The sequence below is a fragment of the Streptomyces mutabilis genome, assembly GCF_046628145.1.
Lineage (GTDB): Bacteria > Actinomycetota > Actinomycetes > Streptomycetales > Streptomycetaceae > Streptomyces > Streptomyces mutabilis.
Genome location: NZ_CP176874.1, coordinates 557,755 through 579,882, shown reverse-complemented (window position 1 = coordinate 579,882; position 22,128 = coordinate 557,755). Strand labels below are relative to the sequence as shown.

Below are 22,128 nucleotides of genomic sequence, written 5' to 3'. Positions count from 1 at the left end.
GCGCGGGACCGGCCGGCACGCGCTCGCCCTGCGGACGACACCGGCGTACGGGGCCCGCTGACGGGGGCGGGGACGGGGCGAGGACCGGGCCGGAACCGTCCCGTGGTGACGTCCGGCAGGCGCCTCACGGGCTGGTGCGGGCCCGGTTCCGTTCCGGACTGCCGCTGTGGCGGCGGCAGTCCGTGTCGTGCCGGGTGCCCAGGGAGGTCCACCACGGCTCGCAGCAGCCCTCGCCGATCACGGCGCGGGCGGCCGTCGGGCGGGTGCACCGCGGGCCGTGCACGGCGCCGTCGGAGTGCTGCCAGAACGCGCAGCACGGTACGGGCACGAGGGGCTGCCGCGGGCGGGGACGGGACAACCGCTCGGCACGCTGCGCCCGCGCGAGCCTGAGCCGGTGCTCCGTCCGGGCGCGCGCGGCGCACCAGGCGAACACGGCGGCGGCGTACAGACCCGGCAGGGCGAGCCAAGGGTGATGGCCGGCCGCGTATCCGGCGGTGGCGAGAAGCAGCACGGCGGCGGCACGACACGCACGGGCGGTGCGCAGGCTCGGCGTCACGGGGACTCCCGTCGGTCGGCGGTCAAGGAGCTCGGGACCTCCGTATGCCCCCTGTTCGCCGATCCACGTGCCCTCGGCGCGACCTGCCTCGCCGCTCTCGGCTCGGGGGCCGCCGGAAAACCCGTTGCGGTGACCCACCGTCAACCCCAACCCTGCACTCATGCCCCCTGTTGCCGTGCGGCCGGCCACCCTCGCCGACGCCCCCGCCATCACCGACCTCCTCAACGAGATCGACCGGATCGAGATCGGCCGGCCCGAGACCGACCAGCACACCGTCGAGGCCGACCTCAAGCACCCGGAGACCGACCTGGCCCGGGACTCGTGGCTGGCCTTCGAGGACGGCCGACTCGTCGCCTACGGGCTGCTGTGGGACGAGTCGGGCGGCGAGCGGGTCGACATCGACCACTACGTGCTGCCCGACCACCAGACGACCGGGCTGCGCGTTCTCGCGGCCATGGAGGCCCGCGCCCTGGACAAGGCGCGGGCCAACGGAGCCGCGCGGGCCGTGGTCCACCTGCACCTGAACACCCGGCCCACGACCGACACCGGACTCCTCACGGCCAGGGGCTGGAGCGTCGTCCGGCGGTACCACGTGCTGCGCCGCGCCGTCGATCCGGCCAGCGACCTCCCGCCCGAGGCCCCAGCGGGCGTACGGGTGCGGGCCTGCGCCACGGAGGCGGACCGCTTGCGGGTGCACGAGCTGTACCAGCTGGCGTTCGCCGACCACTTCGACTTCCAGCCGCGCGAGTACGCGCTCTGGCTCAGCGACATGGACGCGGAGCGCCTGGACTGGTCCCTCGTGTGGATCGCCGAGACCGACGACCTCGGCGACGCCGGGTTCCTGCTGGCCCGCGACGACCGCGCGGCCATGGGCTGGATCCGCGCCATCGGCGTCCTCGGCGAGGCCCGCGGCCGCGGCCTGGGCGGATTCCTGCTGCGGCACGCCTTCGCGCACTTCGCGGCGCGGGGCCGGGACACGGTGGGCCTCGGCGTCGACACCGCCAACGCCACGGGCGCCCCGCGGCTCTACGGCCGCAACGGCATGTCGGTCCACTACGCGGTCGACACCTGGGAGGCCGTGCTCGCCTGAGGCCCGGCACGGGCAGTGGTGCTCAGAGCACCATCGCCACCGTGACGGCCCCGAGCAGCGCGATGTACGTCCAGGCATGGACGCGGTCGGGGATGCGCGGCGGACGGCGCCGCAGTACCGCGATCACGGGCAGGGCGCCCAGGAGCAGTGCCGTGGCCGCCGCGACGTCGACGAGACCCACCAGGCGCGCGTGCCCGTGGGCCGCCGCGGGGCCCTCGGCGCCGCCCAGGAAGACGAGCGCCGCCGGGAGCGCGATGGCGAGGGTCAGGGGGTTGGCCAGTGAGGTGGCCACGCGCATCGAGTGCCCGGCCCTGCGCATCGCGGGGACCGTCATGACGCTGCCGCCCACACCGAGGAAGGCGGCCACCGCGCCGACGGGTGCGCCGACGACGGCCGGCAGGGGACGCGGTGCGTCGTGGGCCGGCCCGGACGGAGCGGACGGGCGCAGGAAACCGGGGCGCAGCAGCAGGTCGACGACGGTGAGGGCGACGTACAGGACGAAGGCCCAGCGGACCGGGCCGGGCGGAGCATGACGGGCGAGGAGCGCGCCGGCCGACGCGCCGGCCGCCAGCAGGAGGAGCAGCGGGCCGCTGCCGCGCAGGGCGGCGAGCACCCGCCGGGGTGTGACGGCCGTGGCGAAGGCCGCGTTCACCACCATGACCAGCGCCGAGGTGGCCGTCGCCACCCGCATCGCGTCCGCGCCCAGGGCGGCGTCCGCCCATATCACGACCGGGACGGCGACGAAGCCGCCGCCGAACCCGAACAGGACGGTCGTCAGGCCGGTGAGCAGCCCGATGCCGAACAGAGCCAGAAAGTCCACGCGGACCACTCCACCAGCCCGCCGTCCGGTCCCGCATTCGATGCCCGGCCCGATTCCTTCGCGTTCCGGTCATAGGGTGGCCACGTGAAGAACGTGCCCCTGGCCGACGTCGACCACGTGGACCGCGCCGTGCTGCCGATCGGCACCGACTACCCGCCCGGCCACCTCCTGGACTGGCACGAGCACCGGCGCGCGCAGTTCCTCCACGGGGCGACCGGGGTCATGGTCGTCGACACCGCCGACGGCACCTGGACCGTGCCGCCCGAGCGGGCCGTGCTGATCCCGGCGGCCACCCGGCACCGGGTCCGCATGCTCGGGGTGAGCACCCGCAGCCTCTACGTCGAGCCGGACGCCGTGCCCTGGTGGCCCGGCACCTGCATGGTCGTGGACGTCCCGCCGCTGCTGCGCGAACTGCTCCTGGCGGCGGTCGAGTTCGAGGCCGACTACGACCTCTCCGGCCGGGAGGGCAGCATCGCCGACCTCCTCCTGCACGAGATCGCGGCCCGTGCCCCGCTCCCGTTCCACGTCCGCATCCCGGTCTCCGACGACCTGGCGAAGCTCTGCCGCGCCTACCTGGCCGCCCCGGACACCGGTGTCACCAACGCCGACTGGGCCGAGCGGACGGCGATGAGCGAACGGGCCTTCACCCGCCGCTTCCGCGAGCAGACCGGCGACAGCCCCGCCGTGTGGCGGGCCCGCGCACGGCTGCTCGCGGCCGTCCCGATGCTGCGCACGGCGTCGGTGAGCGAGGTCTCGGGCCGCCTCGGTTACGCCTCTCCCGCCGCGTTCACCGCCGCCTTCACCCGGGCGTTCGGCGCACCGCCGTCGCGCTTCACGGCGAGCCGTCGAGGGCTGCGCCAGGGCGCTCGTTCGGATCGGTCCGCAGGGAAGGGACGTGGCTGATCGATGCCGGGCCCCCGCGTCCGCGACCTGCCCCGGACGACAGCCCTAGGACGCGTCCCTCTCCTCGTCCTGCTCGCGGCCCGCGGCCCGCTCCCGGGCGTGGTGGCCGAGGGCCGCGCTGCGGCTGGTCGCCAGGTGGTGCAGGACCAGCGTCTGGACGCGCTCGACGTCGCGCTCCGCGATGGCCTGGTACAGGGCCTCGTGCTCCAGCGCCACGGCCAGCAGGTCGTCGTGCTGGCCCATGAGCCACCGCAGCCGGCTGCGCAGCACGCGTTCGAGTTCGTTGAGCAGCTCGTTGGCGGCCAGGGAGATGACGGTCTCGTGGAAGTCGGCCGCCGCCCGGCGGGCCCGCACCGCGTCACCCGCGCGGGCCGTCTCCAGTTCGGCGTCCACCGTCGCGCGCAGCCGTTCCAGACCGTCGCGCGTGTGCCGTTGCGCGGCGAGCCGGAAACCCAGGGTCTCCAGGCCCGAGCGCACTTCGTCGAGGTCGGCGATGTCGCTCGTGGTGAACTCCCGCACCACCGCCCACGACCGCGGCCTCGGCGTCACCAGCCCCTCGGACACCAGCGTCTTGAGGGCTTCCCGCACGGGCAGGCGGCTCACCCCCAGTGCCTCGGCCAGCTCGCGCTCGACCAGGCGGCTGCCCGGGCGCCGGGTCCCGTCGATGATCTCGTCGCGCAGCCGCCGCGTGACCCGCTCGGACTCGGGCTTGAAGCCCCCTGACGCAGTCATCGCCGTCCTTCGTCCTTCTTCCCGTTCCGAGCCACGCCGACCGTGCGGTGCGGTGCGTCGGTCGGGCGGCCCGTCAGAATACCCCGGGGCCGGGCGCGGTCCCGGGGCGAGGGACGGGGGCGGAACGGGTCAGCCCGCCTTCGGGGGCCAGTTGACGATCTGCTTGGGGCGCGGCCGGGCGTAGGTGCGCACCTTGGACGTGGACAGGCCGAGCCGGACCAGTGACTCGGCGATCGCCACGGCGGCGGCGACCCCGTCGACCACGGGGACACCCGTCCGCTCCACCACGCGCTCGGCGAGGCCGGCCATGCCGCCGCAGCCCAGGCAGATCACCTCGGCCCGGTCGTCGGCGACCGCGCGGGCGGCCTGCTCGGTGATGGCCTCCACGGCGGCCTGTTCGTCCCGCTCCAGTTCGAGCACCGCCAGCCCGCTGGCACGCACCGAGGCGCACCTCGCGCTGAGGCCCGCCACCTCCAGCCGCTCCTCGATCAGCGGGACCGTACGGTCCAGGGTGGTGACGACGGAGTACCGGCGCCCCAGGAACTGCGCGGTGCTCGCCGCGGCCTCGGTGATGTCGACCACGGGGACGTCGAGCAGCTCCTGCAGCCCTTCCCTGCCGTGTTCGCCGTATCCGGCCTGGATCACCGCGTCGAAGGGCTCCGGGTGGGCCCGGACGGTCTCCATGACGGCGACCGCGGCGAGGTAGCTCTCGTAGTTGCCCTCGACGGACTCGGCGCCGAAGGCGGGGGTCAACGGGACGATCTCGGTGCCGGGCGAGGCCGCGCCGGCCGCCTGCTTGCCGATCGCGTCGGTGATGGACTGCGTGGTGTTGACGTTGACCACGAGGATGCGCATGGAGGGGGCCTTCTGCTCGGGAGGGGGACGGTGCGACGGCGCCGGGGCTATTCGGCCGCCACGGCGATTGCCTCGCCGTCCACGTCGCGGATGGGGGAGGAGCGGTCGGCGACGACCGCGTACAGCGCGGCGGCGAGGATCGCGCCGATGAACCAGGAGAAGCCGGCCGCGGCGTGGAACCAGGGCACCAGGGCGACGACGACGGCGATCGCGGCGCTCGGGACGAAGGCGGCGACGGCCCTCGGGTTGTAGCCGCGGCGGTAGTGGTACTCCGCTCCCGCGTCCTCGGTGTAGAGGGCGGGCACGTTCACCCGGGATTTCCGCAGCAGCCAGTAGTCCGCCATGATCACGCCGAAGAGGGGGCCGAGCAGCGCGCCGAGCCCGCCGAGGAAGTAGTTCACGACGACCGGGCTGTTGTAGAGGTTCCAGGGCGTGATGACCAGGCCCAGCACCGCGCTCACCAGGCCGGCGCGGCGGAAGTCGAGCCGGCGGGGGAAGAGGTTGACCAGGGCGTAGATCGGGGCGACGAAGTTGGCCAGCAGGTTCACGGCCACCGTCAGCGCGATGAGGGCCAGCGAGGCGACGGCGAGCAGGAACATGTTGGGCACGGTGCGGACGATGTCCGTCGGGCTGGTGATGACGTGCCCGTCCAGACTGAACTGCGCACCGCTGAGGACCGCCACGATGACGGCGAAGAAGAGCATGTTGACCGGGATGCCGATGACGTTCCCGCGGACGATGGAGCCGCGGCTCCTCGCGGAGCGGGTGAAGTCGCAGAAGTTCAGCACGAACGTCCCGTAGATCACCACCCAGAGGGCGGCGGCCTGCAGCACCTGGAGCCACATCGCGCCGCCGGTGAGCGGGGCGTCGACGGACAGGGAGATCGAGCCGTCCGCTCGGACGAACATCCACACCGCCAGGGCGCACATGGTGAGCAGCGTGGTGGGTGCCGCGAACGCCATGTACCGGCGGATCATCTGCATCCCGTAGCTCACGATGACGACCTGCACGGCCCACAGGACCAGGAAGGTGATCCAGCCGAGCGTCGACTGCCCGAGCAGGGAGTTCGTGTCCAGACGGGCCAGTCCCGGGAACATCGCCACCAGGAGCGTGCTCAGCACCGCGGAGGCGAGGTAAGTCTGGATACCAAACCAGGCGATGGCCACGGCGCCCCGGACGGCGGCCGGTATCTTCGCGCCCTTGATGCCGAACGCGATGCGGCTCATGACGGGGAACGGTACGCCCGTCTTGTGGCCCATGAACCCGGACAGTGTCAGCAGCAGGAAGAGCAGGACCGAGGCGAGGGTGAAGGCGGCGAGGATGCCCCACACGTTCAGCCCGAGGGCGAACAGTCCGATGGCGAACGCGTAATTGCCCAGGCTGTGCACGTCGTTGGCCCAGAGGGTGAAGACGTTGTAGGCGCCCCAGCGGCGTCCTTCCCGTTTCGTCGGGGCCAGGTCGTAGGTGTAGAGGCCAGAGCTGGTGGCGGTGACGTCGGTCTCGGTGGCCGAGCGGCGGTCTTCCAGGGCAGTCATACGGGACTCCTGGGCTCAGGAAGCGGGGAGTTGGAGAGTTCCACAAAGCGGAAGCGGCGTTCCGGTGAACAGAACGTAGTTTTCGCCGAACGGCACCGTCAAGGGGTCTACGGCAAATGGAATACCATTTCGCGTCCTGTTGGCAGGGGGAGGAGCCGTCCCCAGCGTGATGCCCCGTCGTTACATGGATGTAAAGCTGCGGAAAGGACCTCACGTGCTCCCCAGCCCCTCCCGCCGGCCCCGCGCGCGCATCGGCCTGCTGCTCGCCTGTCGCCCTGAGTGGTGGTGGGGTGGTAGTTCCCCTTCCGGTACGTCAGGAACGGGTCGGGGCCGGTGTTGAGCGGGATGCGGAACGCGTCGGCCCGGCGCCACCCAGGGCCTGACTTCCACGGCCCGATCCGGGTCGGCGGGGCGGTGCGGTGCGTACGTCAGCCCGCGGCTCCCTCGCGGCGAACACACCCTGCGCGTCCGGGTGCCCGGTGAGCACAGCTCCCGGTCCGGGGCGTCCTTCGTGAGCGATCGACCGCGCCGAGGTCTACGTGAACTGACGCGTCCGGCGTAGGGCCGTCAGCGCCGTTCGCGGCCCTCCGTGCTCTCCCGCAGGACGAGCCGGTGGGCCACGATGCGGTCCTGCGGCGACAGCACGCCGGATTCCGTGCCGTCGCTCGCGCCGTCCGGTCCGGTGGCCTCCTCGATGCGGCGCCGGAGCAGCTGCACGGCGACCCTGGCCACCGCCGCCTTGTCGGGGGCCACCGTGCTCAGCGTCGGTACGGAGAACCGACCGCCCTCCACGTCGTCGAAGCCGATGACCGCGACGTCCTCGGGCACCCTGATCCGGTGCTCGTGCAGGGCGCGCAACGCACCGAGCGCCAACTGGTCGTTGAGGCAGAGCAGCGCGTCCGGCCGCAGCCCTTCCCTGAGCGCCCGCGCCACCGCCTCGGCGCCGTCGGGCATCCTGAACGAGTCGACCGGAAGCAGGGCGGCCGGATCGTAGGGGATGCCGGCGTCCGCCAGTGCGGCGCGGTAGCCGCGGGTGCGGGCCTCCGCCGTCCCGAGGCCCGCGTCGTCCCGACCGCCCACCGCGAGGACGGTGCGGCGGCCCAGTCCGATCAGGTGGTCGGTGGCCTCGCGCGCGGCCCGCTCGTTGTCGATCGCCACGTGGTCGGCGCCCTCCTCCAGCAGCTCCCCGAGCAGCACGGTGGGCGGGGCGCCCGCGCGGTCCCGCAGGTCGTCGGCGGTCAGCGCGAGCGGGCTCAGGATGATCCCGTCCACGAACGTGGACCCGAAACCGGCCAGCGCCGCCAGCTCATGGGAGCGGTCCGCGCCGGACTGGTGGATCAGCACGGTCAGGGAGCACTGCTCGGCCTCGCGGATGACATGCCGGGCCAGCTCCGCGAAGTACGGGATGTCCAGTTCGGGCACGACCAGGGCGATGATGCCGGTGCGGCCCTTGCGCAGGTGACGGCCAGCCAGGTTCACCCGGTAGCCGAGCTGTTCTATGGCCTCCCGCACCACGCGCCGGGTCCGGTCGGAGACATGGGCGTAGTCGTTGATGACATTGGACACCGTCTTCTCCGACACGCCCGCGTGACGTGCGACGTCCTTGATCCTGGGCCGTGCCACCGAGACCTCCCTGCCTCTACGCGCTGCCCGAGTCTATGTCCCGGCAGTCGATCACCCCCAACCCGGGCGCAGGCTCTTTACAGCCAATGTACATCGATGTAAAAACTAGCCACCGCATGAGCGTCCGGCCGTCGAAAGGTCCGTGATGAGTTCCCGTTTGCCTGCCCAGGGGCCGGCCGCGTCCGATCCTGTACGCCGCCTCAGCCGCCGTCGGCTTCTGCGTCACACCATGGCCACGGCGGGAGCGCTGCTCGCCGCCGGCCCGCTGTCCGGCTGCGCCTCACCGGCCTCCGCCTCCGGCGCCTCCTCCCTGAGCGTCTGGGACCTGTTCCAGGGCGGCGACGGCATGCTCATGGACGAGATGATCGAGGCCGTGTCCAAGGGCGCCCGGGGCGCCGAGGGCTTCGAGGTGGACCGCACGATCCTCGACTGGGGACCGTCGTACTACACCAAGCTCGCCATGTCCGCGGCCGGCGGCCGGGCCTCCGACGTGGCCGCCATGCACCTGTCCCGGCTGGCGGGCTACGCGCCCGGCGGCCTGGTCGACCCCTTCGACCTGGAGCTGCTCGCCGAGTTCGGCGTCTCGGCCGAGGACTTCACGCCGGCCGTGTGGTCGCGCACCCAGCACGAGGGGACCGTCTACGCGATCCCGCTGGACGTCCACCCGTTCATCGTGTTCTACGACAGGAAGGCCGCGGAGAAGGCCGGGCTCCTGACCCCCTCGGGTGAGCTGGCACCCATGGGCTCTCCCGAGGCCCTGCTGGAGGCGGGCAAGGCCCTCGCCGAGGCGACCGGGGAGGCGGGCATCCTGTTCGGCCACGTCACCGACACGGCACAGAACTGGCGCCTGTTCGCGGGGCTCTACGCGCAGACCGGCGCCGAGTTCGGCCTGCCGGACGGCGGTCCGCCGAAGATCGACGTCGACGCCGCCGTACGCGTCGTGACCCTCATGACACAGCTCTTCGACGGGAAGACCAATCCCAACAACCTGGACTACAACGGCGCACTGGCCGCCTTCACCAACGGCCGCGGCGGCATGGCGATGCTCGGCGAGTGGGAGCTGCCGACGCTGCGGAAGTCCGGCCTCGACCTGGGCGCCGCCCCCTTCCCGCAGGTCTTCGACCGGCCGGCCGTCTACACCGACAGTCACAGCTTCGTCCTCCCGCACCAGGACGACCCCGACCCGGCCCGGCGCCGCGAGGCCCACCGGTACGTCGCGCAGATCCTCAAGCAGAGCCTCACCTGGGCCGCCGCCGGACACATCCCCGCGTACCAGCCCGTCCTCGCGGAGCCGGAGTACGCCGGCCTCCGGCCGCAGTCCTCGTACGCCGAGGCGGCCGAGGTGGCCGTGCTCGATCCGCCCAACTGGTTCGCCGGCGCCGGTTCGAACTTCCAGAACCGCATGTGCCAGCCGCTCCAGTCGGCGCTGCTGGGCGACACGACCGCCGAGAAGGCGGTGCGGCAGATGATCCGCGAGGCGGACACGCTGCTGCGGCAGCCCAACCCGGTGGCCTGACCAGCAGAAGGAGTGACCGACGTGACCACCACCACACCCCTCGGCGCGGAGGAGCAGACCGCCTCGCCCGCTGTTCCCGCGGGCGGACGCCGACCCGCCCCGCGTCGCATACGCACCGGCAACGGGCTCGTGTTCGTCCTGCCGTTCCTGCTGGTCTTCGGCCTCTTCATGGTCTGGCCGATCGTCCAGGGGCTCTGGATGAGCTTCACCGACAGCTCGCTGGCCCTGCGCGACACGAGCTTCGTCGGCTTCGACAACTACACCGAGGCGTTCGGTGACCCGGACGTCTGGAGCAGCCTCGGCAACACCGTCTTCTTCACCGTCGTCTCCAGCGTCCCGCTGGTGCTGGTCGCGCTCGCGATGGCCCTGCTGGTGCACAGCGGGCTCGCCGGGCAGTGGGCGTGGCGCCTGTCGTTCTTCGCCCCCTACCTGCTGCCCGTGACCGTCGTGACCATGATCTGGACCTGGCTCTACCAGCCCGAACTGGGCATGGCCAACCAGCTCCTGACCACCCTCGGCATGGAACCGGTCGGCTGGCTGTCCGACGAGTCCGTCGCCATGTGGTCCGTCGCCGCCCTCACCGTCTGGTGGACGGTCGGCTTCAACTTCCTCCTCTACCTCGCGGCGCTCCAGTCCCTGCCAGCGACCTTCGACGAGGCGGCGGCGCTCGACGGGGCCGGCGCCTGGCGCCGCCTGTGGTCCATCACCCTGCCGCAACTGCGCAGGACAACCGGACTGGTGGCCATGCTCCAGATCCTGGCCTCCCTCAAGGTGTTCGACCAGATCTACATCCTCACCAAGGGCGGTCCCAACGGCTCCACCCGCCCCGTCCTCGAGTACGTCTACGACGTCGGCTTCACCGGCTACCGCCTCGGTTACGCCTCCGCCATCTCGTACCTGTTCTTCGCCCTGATCGTCGTCGTCTCGCTCGTGCAGCTCCGCCTCTTCCGCCGGGAGGACTGACCGTGTCCGCAACCGCCACCACCCTCCGCACCCGGCGCCGTCCACCCAGCGAAGCGACCGGCTCCCCGCTGCTCCTCGGCCACGGCCGACTGCCCCGCGTCCTGGCCGGGACCGCGCTCGTCGTCCTCGCCGTCGTCTGGTTGCTGCCGTTCGCGTGGGCGGTCATCACCTCGGTGCAGAGCGAGGAGGACATCAACACCACCGGGCTGTCCCCGTTCAAGGGCGCCTTCACCCTGGACGCCTACCAGCAGATACTGGAACGCGGGAACGTCACCGTCTGGGCCCTCAACAGCTTCCTGATCGCCGGCCTGGTCACCGTGATCACCGTCGCGGTCTCCACCCTCGCCGCGTACGGCTTCTCCCGCGGCACCTTCCGCGGCCGCCGGGCGCTGCTCGGCGTCACCGTCGCCGCGATCATGGTCCCGCCGCAACTGCTCGTCGTGCCGCTGTTCGACCAGATGACCCTGTTCAACATGGTCGACACCTACGCGGCGGTCATCCTCCCCCAGGTCGTCGCGCCGATGATGGTGTTCATCCTCAAGCGGTTCTTCGACGCCGTCCCCAAGGAGCTGGAGGAGGCGGCCCGGATCGACGGGGCCTCGGAGTTCCGGGTCTTCCGGTCGATCGTGCTGCCGCTGTCGCGGCCGATCGTGGCGGCCGTGGCGATCTTCGTCTTCATCGGGGCGTGGAACAACTTCATGTGGCCCTTCATCGTCACCAACGACCCCGACCTGATGACCCTCCCGGTGGGCCTGGCCACCGTCAAGGACGCCTACGGCATCCAGTACGCGCAGTCCATGGCCTCCGCCCTGCTCGCGGCGCTGCCGCTGATCGTGGTCTTCCTCCTCTTCCAGCGCCGCATCGTCAACTCCGTGGCCACCACCGGCCTCGGCGGCTCCTGACCCCCACCCGGCTGTACCCACGGGCCCGGCGTCACCGCGCCGGCCCACCGATCGACTGGAGCATGTGTGCCCACTCACTCCGCCCCGCGCCCGGAGTACCCGCGACCGCAGTTCGTGCGCCGCGACTGGCTCAACCTGAACGGCGCCTGGCAGTTCGAGACCGACCGAGGCGACAGCGGGCTCGAACGCGGCTTGCTGGAGCGTGAACTGACCGGTGAGATCCTCGTGCCCTTCCCGCCCGAGTCCGAGCTGTCCGGCGTCGGGGACACCGACTTCCTGGAAGCCGTCTGGTACCGGCGCGCCCTCTCCCTGCCGGCCGCGTGGGCCGGGCGCCGGGTGCTGCTGCACTTCGGCGCCGTAGACCACGACACCACCGTGTGGGCCGACGGCAAGGAGGTCGCCCGGCACCGCGGCGGCTTCACCCCCTTCACCGCCGACCTCGGCGACATCGCCGGGGCGGGGGAGGAGGTCGTCATCACCGTCCGCGCCCGCGACCCCAAGTCCGGCCCGCAGGCCCGCGGCAAGCAGGCCGTCCAGTACGCCAACCACGACTGCAACTACACCCGGGTCACCGGCATCTGGCAGACCGTCTGGCTGGAGCCCGTCCCCGACCTGCACCTGCGCCGCCCCCGCATCACCCCCGACCTGGCCGGCTCCGCCTTCCACCTGGAGCTGCCCCTGTCCGGCAACCGCCCCGGGCACCGGGTACGCGCCGTCCTGAGCGACGCCGACGGCGAGGTGAGCAGCGCCGAGGCGCGCGCCGACCTGGACCTCGCCCCGCGCCTGCACCTGCCGGTGCCGGACGACCGGCGCCGCGAGTGGAGCCCCGAGGACCCGCACCTGTACGACCTGCGCCTCGAACTGGTCGACGCCGCCGGGCAGGTGGTGGACAGCGCCGAGAGCTACGCCGGTCTGCGCGCCGTCGGCCTGCGCGGCAAGGCCGTCCTCCTCAACGGGCGCCCGGTCTTCCAGCGCCTCGTCCTCGACCAGGGCTGGTACCCCGACGGGCTGATGACCGCCCCGACCGACGAGGCGCTGGTGCGGGACATCGAGCTGGCCATGGCGGCCGGCTTCAACGGGGCCCGGCTGCACCAGAAGGTCTTCGAGGAGCGCTTCCTCTACCACGCCGACCGCCTCGGCTACCTGGTCTGGGGCGAGTTCGGCGACTGGGGCTGCGAGACGGGCGGCTCCTCGGGCGACAACCAGCGGCCCGACGCCTCCTACGTCGCCCAGTGGCTGGAGGCCCTGGAACGCGACTACTCGCACCCCTCGATCATCGGCTGGTGCCCGCTCAACGAGACCTACCAGAAGCTCCACGACCGCATCACCACGCTCGACGACGTCACCCGCGCGATGTTCCTCGCCACCAAGGCCATGGACACCACCCGGCCGGTCATCGACGCCTCCGGCTACGCCCACCGGGTCCCCGAGACCGACATCTACGACGCCCACAACTACGAGCAGGACCCGGCCGCCTTCCGGCAGCTGATGTCCGGCCTCGCCAAGGACGCCCCCTTCGTCAACGCCTACGAGAACGGCGCCCCCTACTCCCAGCCCTACCGCGGCCAGCCCTACTTCGTCAGCGAGTTCGGCGGCATCTGGTGGGACCCCGAGGCGGCCGCCGACCGCTCCGGCGAGGACCGCACCGTCTCCTGGGGCTACGGCGAACGCGTCCGCAACGAGGAGGAGTTCCACGAGCGGTTCGCCGGCCTCACCGAAGTGCTCCTGTCCGACCGCGACATGTTCGGTTACTGCTACACGCAGCTGACCGACGTCTTCCAGGAACAGAACGGCATCTACCGCTTCGACCGCGGCGTCAAGCTCGACGTCGAGCGCATCCGGGCCGCACAACTGCGCCCGGCGGCGATCGAGGAGCAGGACCCGGCCTAGCGCGCAGCCCGGTCCGGAGGCGGACGGCCGCCTCCGGACCGCGTGTGTGAGGGGGCCGGGGTCAGAAGGGGCGGTCGCCCTCGATGGCGACCCGCTCGGCGACCCGGCGCTCGGTGCCGTAGTCGCCCACCGCGTAGTGCTGCGTGGCCCGGTTGTCCCAGAAGGCGACGTCGCCGGGCTGCCAGCGGAAACGCACCTGGTACTCGGGCACGTGCGCCTGCTGGAACAGGAAGCGCAGCAGCCGGTCGCTCTCGTCCCGGTCCATGCCGGTGATGTGCGTGGTGAAGGACGTGTTGACGAACAGCATGCGCCGCCCGGTCTCCGGGTGGGTGCGCACGACCGGGTGCTCCACGGGCGGGAAGAGCTCCTGGTGCGGGATCAGCCGCTCGGGCTCGTAGAACCTGGCGAAGCCGGGGATGAAGTCGTGCACGGCACGCGCCCCGTCGATCCGGTCCTTCACCTCCTGGGGGAGGTTGTCGTAGGCCGCCGCCATGTCCGCCCACATCGTGTCGCCGCCGAACGGCGGTACCTCGCGCAGCTGGAGGACCGCGCCGAGCGCCGGCCGTTCGCGGAAGGTGACGTCGGTGTGCCAGACGTTCTCGTACGTCGGAACGGTCCCCGCCCCCTTGTCGAACCGCACGACGTCGTCGCTGGAACCCGCCGCGAGCAGGGGATTGGTCTCCAACTCGCCCCAGTTGCCGGCGAAGGCGCGCTGCTGCTCGGAGGTGAGGTGCTGGGACCGGAAGAACAGCACCTTCCACTCCAGCAGGGCGCGGTTCAGTTCCTCGCGCAGCTCGGGTCCGAGGGGAAGCGACAGGTCGACGCCCCTGATCTCGGCACCGATCGTGCGGGCCTGCGGAACGACCTCGAAGAGTTCGTAGGGCCGTTCCTCCCACCCCTCGGGCAGCCGGCGCAGGACGCGCCGCCCCTCGTACAGGCCGTCGCCCGGGATACGCGCTTCGCGCAACTCGACGGCAGGTCCGGCGGACATGACGGTCATGGGAGTTCTCCCCTTGTTTGGCGGTACGGGTGTCAGGCCACGGCGGCACCACGATGCGACGCGGTGGCCAGGAAAAGTGAAGGCGCTCCGGCTCGTTCGCCGGAGAATGGGAACCGATGCGCTCTACGCGCTGCGCATGGTGCGCGCCGAGCCATCGGCCCGGAGACGGCCGTTATCGGCCGGAGCGCTCACATCCGGTCCGCTCGGGCACGCGAAGACACTCCGCCGTGGTGCCGAACCGGTATGTGGTCATGGCACCGATTGTGTGATCTTCATGGGTTCCTGTCAATGGGCGCGTGCGCCCGCGGCCTGCTGCTTGTGCGCACCCGGCCGGTGGGGGAGGGGCACCATGGGCCGGGTGCGCGAGGTCAGGCCGCCTGGGTCAGCTCCGCCCGGCCGAAGAGGATGGCGTAACCGGAGGGGAGCTGTGCGAGCACGCGGTCCAGCAGGGCGGGGCCGGCGATGCGGGCGACGACGCCGAGGACGGAGCCGACGTCCCAGCGGGTGGTGGCCAGGGTGCCGCCGGTACGGGACGCGAGGTCCCTGACGAAGGCCCATCCGGTCAGTTCCTCCGTCCCCGGGATCTCGGCGGCGAAGATCCGGGCCGCTTCGCGGGGGAGGCGGGCGGCGAGTTCGACACGCTCCTCGCCGGTGATGCGGCGGCCGAGGGCCGCCAGGACGGCGGAGACGACCTGTTCGGCCCGCTCACGTGTGGGGTAGGCGCCGTTGTAGCGGACCTGCTCCAGCATCTGGCCGTACGACATGGCCGGAAGGGTGGTGATCGTCGCCGGGGCCGTCTTGGACTGCATCGGTGAATGAGGCCTTTCTCGCTGGTGAGTTGGTCTGACAGTCGGTCGGTGACTGTTCCGGGCACGGTGTCGGTCACCGGGATCAGGGGCTGTGTCCGGGGCCGGTGTCCTGGGGCCGGCCGAAGAGCAGGTCGTATCCGGGCGGGAGCTGGAGCAGGACCTGACGGGTCAGTTCCTCGCCCGCGGCGTCGGCGGCCACGCTGAGCACGGCACCGACGTCCCAGGCCGCGGTCCGCTCGGTGGCCCCCTCGATCCACGCCGCGGTGGCCCGCACGAACCTCTCCGCGGAGAGGGGCTCGGCGGCCTGGAGCGGATTGAGGAGGATCAGGGCGAAGGTCTCCGGAAGCCGGGCGGCGAGCTCGGCACGCACCTCGCCGACCAGGTGGGCGCCCAGGAGGGCGAGGACGGTACGCGCGGCTCGGTCCGCTTCCGCGCGGCTCGGGTACTCGCCGCGTTCCTGCACCCGGTCGAGGAACACGTCCCAGTGCATGGCCATCGGGGTCCTCCTTTCGCCGGCGGTGCGTGGCGACGGAGGGCGGAGCCGCGGGGGAGGCCGTCCGCCCTCCGCCGCCGGGTGCACGGCCGCGGGTCAGCCGGAGATCTCCTTGCGGTCCGCGCCGCCCGAGACGGTGATCTTGCGCGGCTTGGCCCGCTCGGCGATCGGGATGCGCAGCGTGAGCACCCCCGCCTCGTAGTCGGCACTGATGTGCTCGGTGTCGAGGGTGTCCGCCAGCATCACCTGGCGGGAGAAGACGCCCAGCGGGCGCTCCGACAGCTCCATCTGCACGTCTTCGCCCTTGCTGACGGGGCGGCGTTCGGCCCGGACCGTCAGCATGTTCCGCTCGACGTCGATGTCGATCGCGTCCGGATCGACTCCGGGAAGGTCGAGTGCGATGACATACGCGTCACCCTCGCGGTAGGCGTCCATGGGCATCGCCGTGGGACGCGACCAGGTGCCGGACGCGTTGCCGAACAGCTGCTGGGTGAGCCGGTCGAACTCACGGAAAGGATCGGTGCGCATCAGCATCGGGAAACACCTCCACTTCGAGCAGAACCGCTCATGCGCTGCTTCCTGTATTTCTTGTAGCATGTCATCGAAACGATGACAAGTGACGGTGTCGCCCTCCGGGTGACGTAACCGAGTGGAGGTGACTCATGACCGCAGACCAGCGGGAGCCCGCTTCCCGGCCCGCGTCCTTCCTCGCCGCCGAGGCGGCGCTGGCGGCGATCGAGCAGGCCGTGCGGGACGCCCAGGCTCCGCAGTCCGCACCGCGGACCGGCTCCGACGTCAGCCCCGACCAGGCACTCGCCGCGCTGCTGGTGCTGCGCGAGGTGCGCGACCAGCTCGCCGGCTGGGAGACGGACCTGATCGAGACCGCCCGTGCGGCGGGCGCCAGCTGGGCCGACCTGGCCCACCCCCTCGGCGTCGCCAGCAGGCAGGCCGCCGAGCGCCGCTATCTGCGCCTGCGCCCCGGAGCGCCCGGCACCACCGGCGAACAGCGCGTCCAGGCCACCCGTGACCGGCGGGCCGGCGACCGTGCCGTCACCACCTGGGCCCGCGGCAACGCCGCCGACCTCCGCCAGCTCGCCGGCCAGATCACCGCGGTCGACGGTCTCCCGGCCGAAGCCCGCGCGCCCCTCGTGCAGGCGCTCGGCCAGGACGACGCGGCCGGTCTCATCGGCCCGCTCACCGGTGCCCGCGACCACCTCGCGGACGATCAGTCGGAGCTGGCCGCCCGCATTGACGACCTCACCCACCACACGGACCGGCTCCGCCGGGTCAGACCGCCAGCGGAGTGAAGGGCCGCATGACGTCCCCCTCGGGCTGGACGACGCCGTAGCTGCCCTCGGGCACCTTGTTCCAGACGCCGGGCAGGTCACCCAGGGGCTCGGAGACGATCAGCCGGGCGTGGTCCGACGCCTCCTTCAGGAACGGCATCCCGGGGTGCAGTGCGCGCAGGCTCTCCACTCGGCTGCTGTAGTACAGCGACCGCGTCTCGGCCTGGCTGGAGTAGCGGAAGGCCCACAAGCGCAGCCCGTCGGTCACGGCCACGGTCATCTGCAGCGGGAACTCCACCCCGTGCTCGTGGCCGATCTCCTCCACCAGCCCCGCCATCCGGGCCACGGCCGTCGGAGGATCGTCCTCCAGGCCCAGCGTGAGCGCCAGGTAGAACATCATCTCCGAGTCCGTGGAGCCCTCGATGTCCAGGAAGAGCTGCGGATCGACGGCCAGGGCGAGGTCCCGGCGCAGCCGGTGGAACTCGGCGATCGCGCCGTTGTGCATCCACATCCACCGGCCGTGGCGGAACGGATGGCAGTTGGTCTGCTGCACGGCGCTGCCCGTCGAGGCCCGGATGTGCGCGAAGAACAGGGGCGAGCGGACATGGCTCGCGATCTCCCGCAGATTGCGGTTGCTCCATGCCGGCCCGACCTCCCGCACGATCGCGGGCGTGGTCATCTCCGGCCCGAACCAGCCGACGCCGAACCCGTCCCCGTTCGTCGTCTCGACGCCCATGCGGGCGTGCAGACTCTGGTCGATCAGCGAGTGCTCGGGCTGGTAGAGGAGGGTCTCGAGCAGCACGGGCGTACCCGAGTAGGCGAGCCATCGGCACATCGTCTGCCGCCTCCCTGGTCCCCGGCGCGGGCGCGCGCGGGGCGCCGCACGTTCAGTCGACCGGCCAGGTGTGGACCGGGGCGTTGAGATGCATGTAGTCCATGTACTGCTGGGTCATCCGGCGCAGCGCCTCGTGGCGGCCGGGACGGGCGGTCGCGTCGATGTGGTGGAACATCTCCTTCTGCCAGACCGCGCCGTTGCGGCCGGTGACGCACCGCTGCTCGATGATGCCGAGCAGCGGCTCCCGCCAGGCCGAGTCCATGCCGGAGAGTTCCAGACCCCGGTGCGCCAGCGGCAGCAGCCGCCGCAGCACCAGTTCGGGCACCGTCACCTCGCCCACGCCCGGCCAGTACAGCCGGGCCTCGATGCCGTGCCGGGCCGCGGTGTGCAGGTTGTCCTCGGCGACCGAGAAGGACATCCGCGACCAGACCGGCCGCTCCTCCTCCACCAGGGCGCGGGTGAGGCCGTAGTAGAAGGCGCCGTTGGCGAGGGTGTCGGCGACGGTCGGGCCGGCGGGCAGCACGCGGTTCTCCACCCGGACGTGCGGTTTGTCGCGGGCGACGGCGTAGACGGGCCGGTTCCAGCGGTAGATGGTGCCGTTGTGGAGGGTGAGTTCGCCCAGTTCCGGGATGTCCCCCCGGTCCAGGGTCTCCACGGGGTCCTGCTCGTCGCACAGGGGCAGCAGGGCCGGGAAGTACCGCAGGTTCTCCTCGAAGAGGTCGAAGACGCTGTTGATCCACCGCTCCCCGAACCAGACCCGGGGCCGCACCCCCTGCGCCTTGATCTCCTGCGGGCGGGTGTCGGTGGCTTGCTCGAACAGCGGGATGCGGCTCTCGTGCCACAGTTCCTTGCCGAGCAGGAAGGGCGAGTTGGCCGCGAGGGCGACCTGCACTCCGGCGATGGCCTGGGCAGCGTTCCAGTAGTCGGCGAACTCCTCGGGGGCCACCTGGAGGTGGAACTGCGTGCTGGTGCAGGCGGCCTCCGGCGTGATGGTGTCCGCGTAGGTCCGCAGCCGGTCGACGCCGTCCACCTCGATGTGCAGGTCCTCGCCCCGGGCGGCGAACACCTGGTCGTTGAGCAGGCGGTAGCGCGGGTTCTCCGACAGGGCCGCCTCGCCGACGTCGGACTGGCGCAGGGTGGGCAGGATGCCCACCATGATCAGGTGGGCGCCGACCGACTCGGCGCGGTCCTCCGCGTGGTTCAGGGCCGCGCGGATCTCGGTCTCCCAGGCGTCGGGGCCACCCGCTGTCAGCGCGCGGGGCGGAATGTTGATCTCCAGGTTGAACCGGCCCAGCTCGGTGGACCAGGCGGGGTCCGCGATCGCCTCGAGCGCGTCGCTGTTGCGCATCGCCGGCTCGGCCTCGTCGTCGACCAGGTTCAGCTCGATCTCCAGCCCCACCTGGGGCCGCTCGGTCTCGAACCGGGACTCGCGCAGCATCTGCGCGAAGGCGTCGAGGCACTCCTGCATCTTGATCCGGTACCGGCGGCGGTCCTCGCGGGTGAAGACCAGCGCCGGGACGTCCCGTCCCATCGGCCCTCCCGGTTCGCCTCGCTCGGACACGTCTCCACCCCAGCGTCGCACCACCCGGCGCACCCCACCAGACGGGACGCGAACGGGGCCCACCGCGGCGTGTGCGGTGGGCCCCGTCCGGAGATCAGGTTCCGTTACGGCCGGTCGGCGCTCAGAGCTTGCCGGACTCCCGGACCGTGATCTTCGCCGAGGTGCGGCCCGACGGCGAGGAGCCGTAGCCCTCGATCTTGTCGACCACGTCCGTGCCCTCGACGACCTTGCCGAAGACGACGTGCTTGCCGTCCAGCCACGGGGTGGGGACCGTGGTGATGAAGAACTGCGAGCCGTTGGTGTTCGGCCCGGCGTTCGCCATCGAGAGCAGGTACGGGCCGGTGTGCTTCAGCTGGAAGTTCTCGTCCGCGAACTTCTCGCCGTAGATGCTCTTGCCGCCGGTGCCGTTGCCGTTGGTGAAGTCACCGCCCTGGAGCATGAACTGCGGGATCACGCGGTGGAACGGGGAACCCGCGTAGCCGAAGCCGTGCTCGCCGGTGGCCAGCTCGATGAAGTTCTTGGCGGTCTTGGGGGTGACGTCCTCGAAGAGCTCGAAGACGATGCGGCCCGCATCCTGGCCGTCGATGTCGATGTCGAAGTAAACCTTGGAATTGCTCATCGCACCATTGTGACCTGCGGACCCCGGCGATGCCGAACCGGCTGCCCGTTCAGCGTGTGGCGAGCAGTTCCAGGGTGTCGATCACGCGGTTCGAGAAGCCCCACTCGTTGTCGTACCAGGCGACCACCTTGACGTGCCGGCCGTCGACGCGGGTCAGGGCCGAGTCGAAGATCGACGAGGCCGGGTTGCCGGTGATGTCCGAGGAGACCAGCGGGTCCTCCGAGTACTCCAGCACGCCGGCGAGCGGCCCCTCGGCGGCGGCCCGGTAGGCGGCCAGCACGTCCTCGCGGGTCACGTCGCGGGCGACGGTCGTGTTGAGCTCGACGATGGAGCCCACCGGCACCGGCACCCGGATCGAGTCGCCCGACAGCTTGCCGTCGAGGTTCGGCAGCACCAGGCCGATCGCCTTGGCGGCGCCCGTCGTGGTCGGCACGATGTTGACCCCGGCGGCACGGGCGCGGCGCGGGTCGCGGTGCGGGCCGTCCTGGAGGTTCTGCTCCTGGGTGTAGGCGTGCACCGTCGTCATGAAGCCGTGCTCGATGCCGGCGAGTTCGTCGAGCACCGAGGCCAGCGGCGCGAGCGCGTTGGTGGTGCACGAGGCGTTCGAGACGATCGTGTGCGCGGCCGGGTCGTAGGCGTCGGTGTTCACGCCGTAGGCGAGGGTCACGTCGGCACCCGCCGACGGGGCGCTGACCAGGACCTTCCTGGCGCCGGCGGTGAGGTGGGCGCGGGCGGCCTCGGCCGAGGTGAAGCGGCCGGTCGCCTCCAGCACCAGGTCCACGCCGAGCTCGGCCCACGGCAGCCGGGCCGGCTCGCGCTCGGCGAGCACCCGGATGCGGCGTCCGTCGACGACGAGGGTGTCCCCGTCGACGGTCACCGGGCGGCCCAGCCGGCCGGCGGTGGTGTCGAAGGCCAGCAGACGGGCGAGGGTGGCGGGTTCGGTGAGGTCGTTGACGGCGACGACCTCGAGCTTGGTGTCGCGCTCGAGCAGCGCGCGGAGCACGTTGCGCCCGATGCGTCCGAAGCCGTTGATGCCGATGCGAGTCATGAGGAATGCCTTCCGGTTCGCCGTGCGGTGCGACTCCAGGTTCGCGCGCGGCGTCCGCCGGGGGCAGAGGCGTGATAGCCACTGTTCGCAAGGATCGCGCCAAGTGGGGAGGGCGGTTACTCCCCCTGGGTGAAGGTGCGCCGGTACTCGCTCGGGGTGGTGCCCAGGATGCGCTGGAAGTGCAGCCGCAGATTCGCGCCGGTGCCCAGGCCGACGTCGGCGGCGATCTGCTCGACGCCGCGCTCCGAGCGTTCGAGCAGTTCGCGTGCCATGTCGATGCGGGCGCGCATGACCCACTGCATCGGGGTGTAGCCGGTGTCCTCGACGAAGCGCCGGGAGAAGGTCCGCGCCGACACCGCCGCGTGCCGGGCCAGCGCCTCCAGGGTGAGCGGTTCGCCGAGCCGGCGCAGGGCCCATTCCCGGGTGGCGGCGAACCGCTCACCCAGGGGCTCCGGCACGCTGCGCGGCACGTACTGCGCCTGACCGCCGCTGCGGTAGGGCGCGGCGACCAGACGCCGGGCGGCGTGGTTGGAGGCGGCCACGCCGAGGTCGCCGCGCAGGATGTGCAGGCACAGGTCGATGCCGGAGGCGGCGCCGGCGGAGGTCAGCACGCTGCCCTCGTCCACGAACAGCACGTTCTCGTCGACCCGGACGCGGGGGTGCTTGCGCGCGAGCGCCCGCGTGTAGTGCCAGTGCGTGGTGGCCCGCCTGCCGTCGAGCAGCCCGGTGGCGGCGAGCGCGAAGGCACCCGTGGAGATCGCGGCGAGCCGCGCCCCCCGGTCGTGGGCGGAGGTCAGCGCGTCGACGACGGCCCGCGGCGGGTCCTCGACGTCCGGCGACCGGTAACCGGGGAGGAAGACCATGTCGGCCCACGCCAGCGCGTCGAGGCCGTGGGCGACGTGGTAGGAGAGCCCGTCGCCGCCGGTCACCAGGCCGGTCGCCGCCCCGCACACCCGCACCTCGTACGGCATGCTCGCGCGCGTCGTGAACACCTGCGCCGGGATACCGACGTCGAGGGGCTTGGCTCCCTCGAGCACGAGGACGGCGACACGGCGCAGGCGTGAGGACGGCACGGGAGGAGCGTACGCGGAG

Annotated in this window: 22 protein-coding genes; 7 read left to right on the top strand and 15 right to left on the bottom strand. The window is 71.9% G+C overall.

The features are described from left to right. Nucleotides 1–124: 124 nt before the first annotated feature. Nucleotides 125–556 (bottom strand): hypothetical protein, encoded by a 432-nt coding sequence (locus ACLIN4_RS02165; RefSeq protein ID WP_289907928.1) that lies wholly within the window; start codon nt 554–556, stop codon nt 125–127. Between the two features lie 160 nt (nt 557–716). Here ACLIN4_RS02165 and ACLIN4_RS02160 point away from each other — a divergent pair, with 160 nt between their 5' ends. Beyond that, complete coding sequence (locus ACLIN4_RS02160) at nt 717–1,646, top strand: GNAT family N-acetyltransferase (RefSeq protein WP_411575444.1); 930 nt, start codon at nt 717–719, stop codon at nt 1,644–1,646. 22 nt (nt 1,647–1,668) lie between these two features. On the opposite strand, the gene ACLIN4_RS02155 is transcribed toward ACLIN4_RS02160, so the two are convergent. Then, nucleotides 1,669–2,466, bottom strand: coding sequence for a sulfite exporter TauE/SafE family protein (locus ACLIN4_RS02155; protein WP_411575443.1), 798 nt, complete (start codon nt 2,464–2,466; stop codon nt 1,669–1,671). Between the two features lie 84 nt (nt 2,467–2,550). Here ACLIN4_RS02155 and ACLIN4_RS02150 point away from each other — a divergent pair, with 84 nt between their 5' ends. Further along, entirely contained in the window at nt 2,551–3,369 is an 819-nt protein-coding gene (locus ACLIN4_RS02150; protein WP_107476710.1) for an AraC family transcriptional regulator, read from the top strand. Nucleotides 3,370–3,414: 45 nt separating this feature from the next. On the opposite strand, the gene ACLIN4_RS02145 is transcribed toward ACLIN4_RS02150, so the two are convergent. From ACLIN4_RS02145 to ACLIN4_RS02130, 4 genes are all read right to left on the bottom strand, one after another. Then, nucleotides 3,415–4,101 (bottom strand): GntR family transcriptional regulator, encoded by a 687-nt coding sequence (locus ACLIN4_RS02145; RefSeq protein ID WP_411575442.1) that lies wholly within the window; start codon nt 4,099–4,101, stop codon nt 3,415–3,417. 129 nt (nt 4,102–4,230) lie between these two features. After that, the gene (locus tag ACLIN4_RS02140) at nt 4,231–4,956 is read right to left on the bottom strand and encodes an aspartate/glutamate racemase family protein (RefSeq protein ID WP_411575441.1); all 726 of its coding nucleotides are present in this window, start codon (nt 4,954–4,956) and stop codon (nt 4,231–4,233) included. Between the two features lie 47 nt (nt 4,957–5,003). Continuing rightward, nucleotides 5,004–6,491: an NCS1 family nucleobase:cation symporter-1 gene (locus tag ACLIN4_RS02135; RefSeq protein ID WP_107476709.1), complete on the bottom strand. Its 1,488-nt coding sequence runs from the start codon at nt 6,489–6,491 to the stop codon at nt 5,004–5,006. Nucleotides 6,492–7,058: 567 nt separating this feature from the next. Then, nucleotides 7,059–8,114: a LacI family DNA-binding transcriptional regulator gene (locus ACLIN4_RS02130; RefSeq protein ID WP_411575440.1), complete on the bottom strand. Its 1,056-nt coding sequence runs from the start codon at nt 8,112–8,114 to the stop codon at nt 7,059–7,061. 145 nt (nt 8,115–8,259) lie between these two features. Here ACLIN4_RS02130 and ACLIN4_RS02125 point away from each other — a divergent pair, with 145 nt between their 5' ends. From ACLIN4_RS02125 to ACLIN4_RS02110, 4 genes are all read left to right on the top strand, one after another. Continuing rightward, nucleotides 8,260–9,630, top strand: a complete 1,371-nt coding sequence (locus tag ACLIN4_RS02125; RefSeq protein ID WP_381914720.1) for an extracellular solute-binding protein — start codon at nt 8,260–8,262, stop codon at nt 9,628–9,630. A gap of 21 nt (nt 9,631–9,651) precedes the next feature. Next, a complete protein-coding gene (locus ACLIN4_RS02120; RefSeq protein ID WP_411575439.1) occupies nt 9,652–10,593 on the top strand; it encodes a carbohydrate ABC transporter permease in 942 nt (313 codons plus the stop codon). Between the two features lie 2 nt (nt 10,594–10,595). Continuing rightward, entirely contained in the window at nt 10,596–11,495 is a 900-nt protein-coding gene (locus ACLIN4_RS02115) for a carbohydrate ABC transporter permease (RefSeq protein WP_411575438.1), read from the top strand. Nucleotides 11,496–11,561: 66 nt separating this feature from the next. Next, nucleotides 11,562–13,385: a glycoside hydrolase family 2 protein gene (locus ACLIN4_RS02110; protein WP_381914718.1), complete on the top strand. Its 1,824-nt coding sequence runs from the start codon at nt 11,562–11,564 to the stop codon at nt 13,383–13,385. A 61-nt stretch (nt 13,386–13,446) separates the two neighbouring features. On the opposite strand, the gene ACLIN4_RS02105 is transcribed toward ACLIN4_RS02110, so the two are convergent. The 4 genes from ACLIN4_RS02105 to ACLIN4_RS02090 form a co-directional block, all read right to left on the bottom strand. Then, nucleotides 13,447–14,385, bottom strand: coding sequence for a TauD/TfdA dioxygenase family protein (locus tag ACLIN4_RS02105; protein WP_107476704.1), 939 nt, complete (start codon nt 14,383–14,385; stop codon nt 13,447–13,449). Nucleotides 14,386–14,753: 368 nt separating this feature from the next. Further along, nucleotides 14,754–15,194 (bottom strand): DUF2267 domain-containing protein, encoded by a 441-nt coding sequence (locus ACLIN4_RS02100; RefSeq protein WP_269959387.1) that lies wholly within the window; start codon nt 15,192–15,194, stop codon nt 14,754–14,756. Nucleotides 15,195–15,276: 82 nt separating this feature from the next. Then, the gene (locus ACLIN4_RS02095) at nt 15,277–15,690 is read right to left on the bottom strand and encodes a DUF2267 domain-containing protein (protein WP_100043988.1); all 414 of its coding nucleotides are present in this window, start codon (nt 15,688–15,690) and stop codon (nt 15,277–15,279) included. Nucleotides 15,691–15,783: 93 nt separating this feature from the next. Beyond that, complete coding sequence (locus tag ACLIN4_RS02090) at nt 15,784–16,221, bottom strand: Hsp20/alpha crystallin family protein (RefSeq protein ID WP_043376487.1); 438 nt, start codon at nt 16,219–16,221, stop codon at nt 15,784–15,786. A 128-nt stretch (nt 16,222–16,349) separates the two neighbouring features. Here ACLIN4_RS02090 and ACLIN4_RS02085 point away from each other — a divergent pair, with 128 nt between their 5' ends. Beyond that, the gene (locus ACLIN4_RS02085; protein WP_100043987.1) at nt 16,350–16,994 is read left to right on the top strand and encodes a type III effector protein; all 645 of its coding nucleotides are present in this window, start codon (nt 16,350–16,352) and stop codon (nt 16,992–16,994) included. Here ACLIN4_RS02085 and ACLIN4_RS02080 read toward each other — a convergent pair. The 5 genes from ACLIN4_RS02080 to ACLIN4_RS02060 all read right to left on the bottom strand — a co-directional run bounded on the left by ACLIN4_RS02080 (nt 16,975) and on the right by ACLIN4_RS02060 (nt 22,109). Next, a complete protein-coding gene (locus ACLIN4_RS02080) occupies nt 16,975–17,808 on the bottom strand; it encodes a class II glutamine amidotransferase (protein ID WP_107476702.1) in 834 nt (277 codons plus the stop codon). The genes ACLIN4_RS02085 and ACLIN4_RS02080 overlap by 20 nt on opposite strands. A gap of 52 nt (nt 17,809–17,860) precedes the next feature. After that, nucleotides 17,861–19,339 (bottom strand): glutamate-cysteine ligase family protein, encoded by a 1,479-nt coding sequence (locus ACLIN4_RS02075; protein ID WP_100043985.1) that lies wholly within the window; start codon nt 19,337–19,339, stop codon nt 17,861–17,863. A 151-nt stretch (nt 19,340–19,490) separates the two neighbouring features. After that, complete coding sequence (locus ACLIN4_RS02070; RefSeq protein WP_100043984.1) at nt 19,491–19,988, bottom strand: peptidylprolyl isomerase; 498 nt, start codon at nt 19,986–19,988, stop codon at nt 19,491–19,493. Nucleotides 19,989–20,037: 49 nt separating this feature from the next. Further along, complete coding sequence (gene gap / locus ACLIN4_RS02065) at nt 20,038–21,036, bottom strand: type I glyceraldehyde-3-phosphate dehydrogenase (RefSeq protein ID WP_100043983.1); 999 nt, start codon at nt 21,034–21,036, stop codon at nt 20,038–20,040. 116 nt (nt 21,037–21,152) lie between these two features. Then, nucleotides 21,153–22,109, bottom strand: coding sequence for a GlxA family transcriptional regulator (locus ACLIN4_RS02060; RefSeq protein WP_269959393.1), 957 nt, complete (start codon nt 22,107–22,109; stop codon nt 21,153–21,155). Nucleotides 22,110–22,128 lie beyond the last annotated feature (19 nt).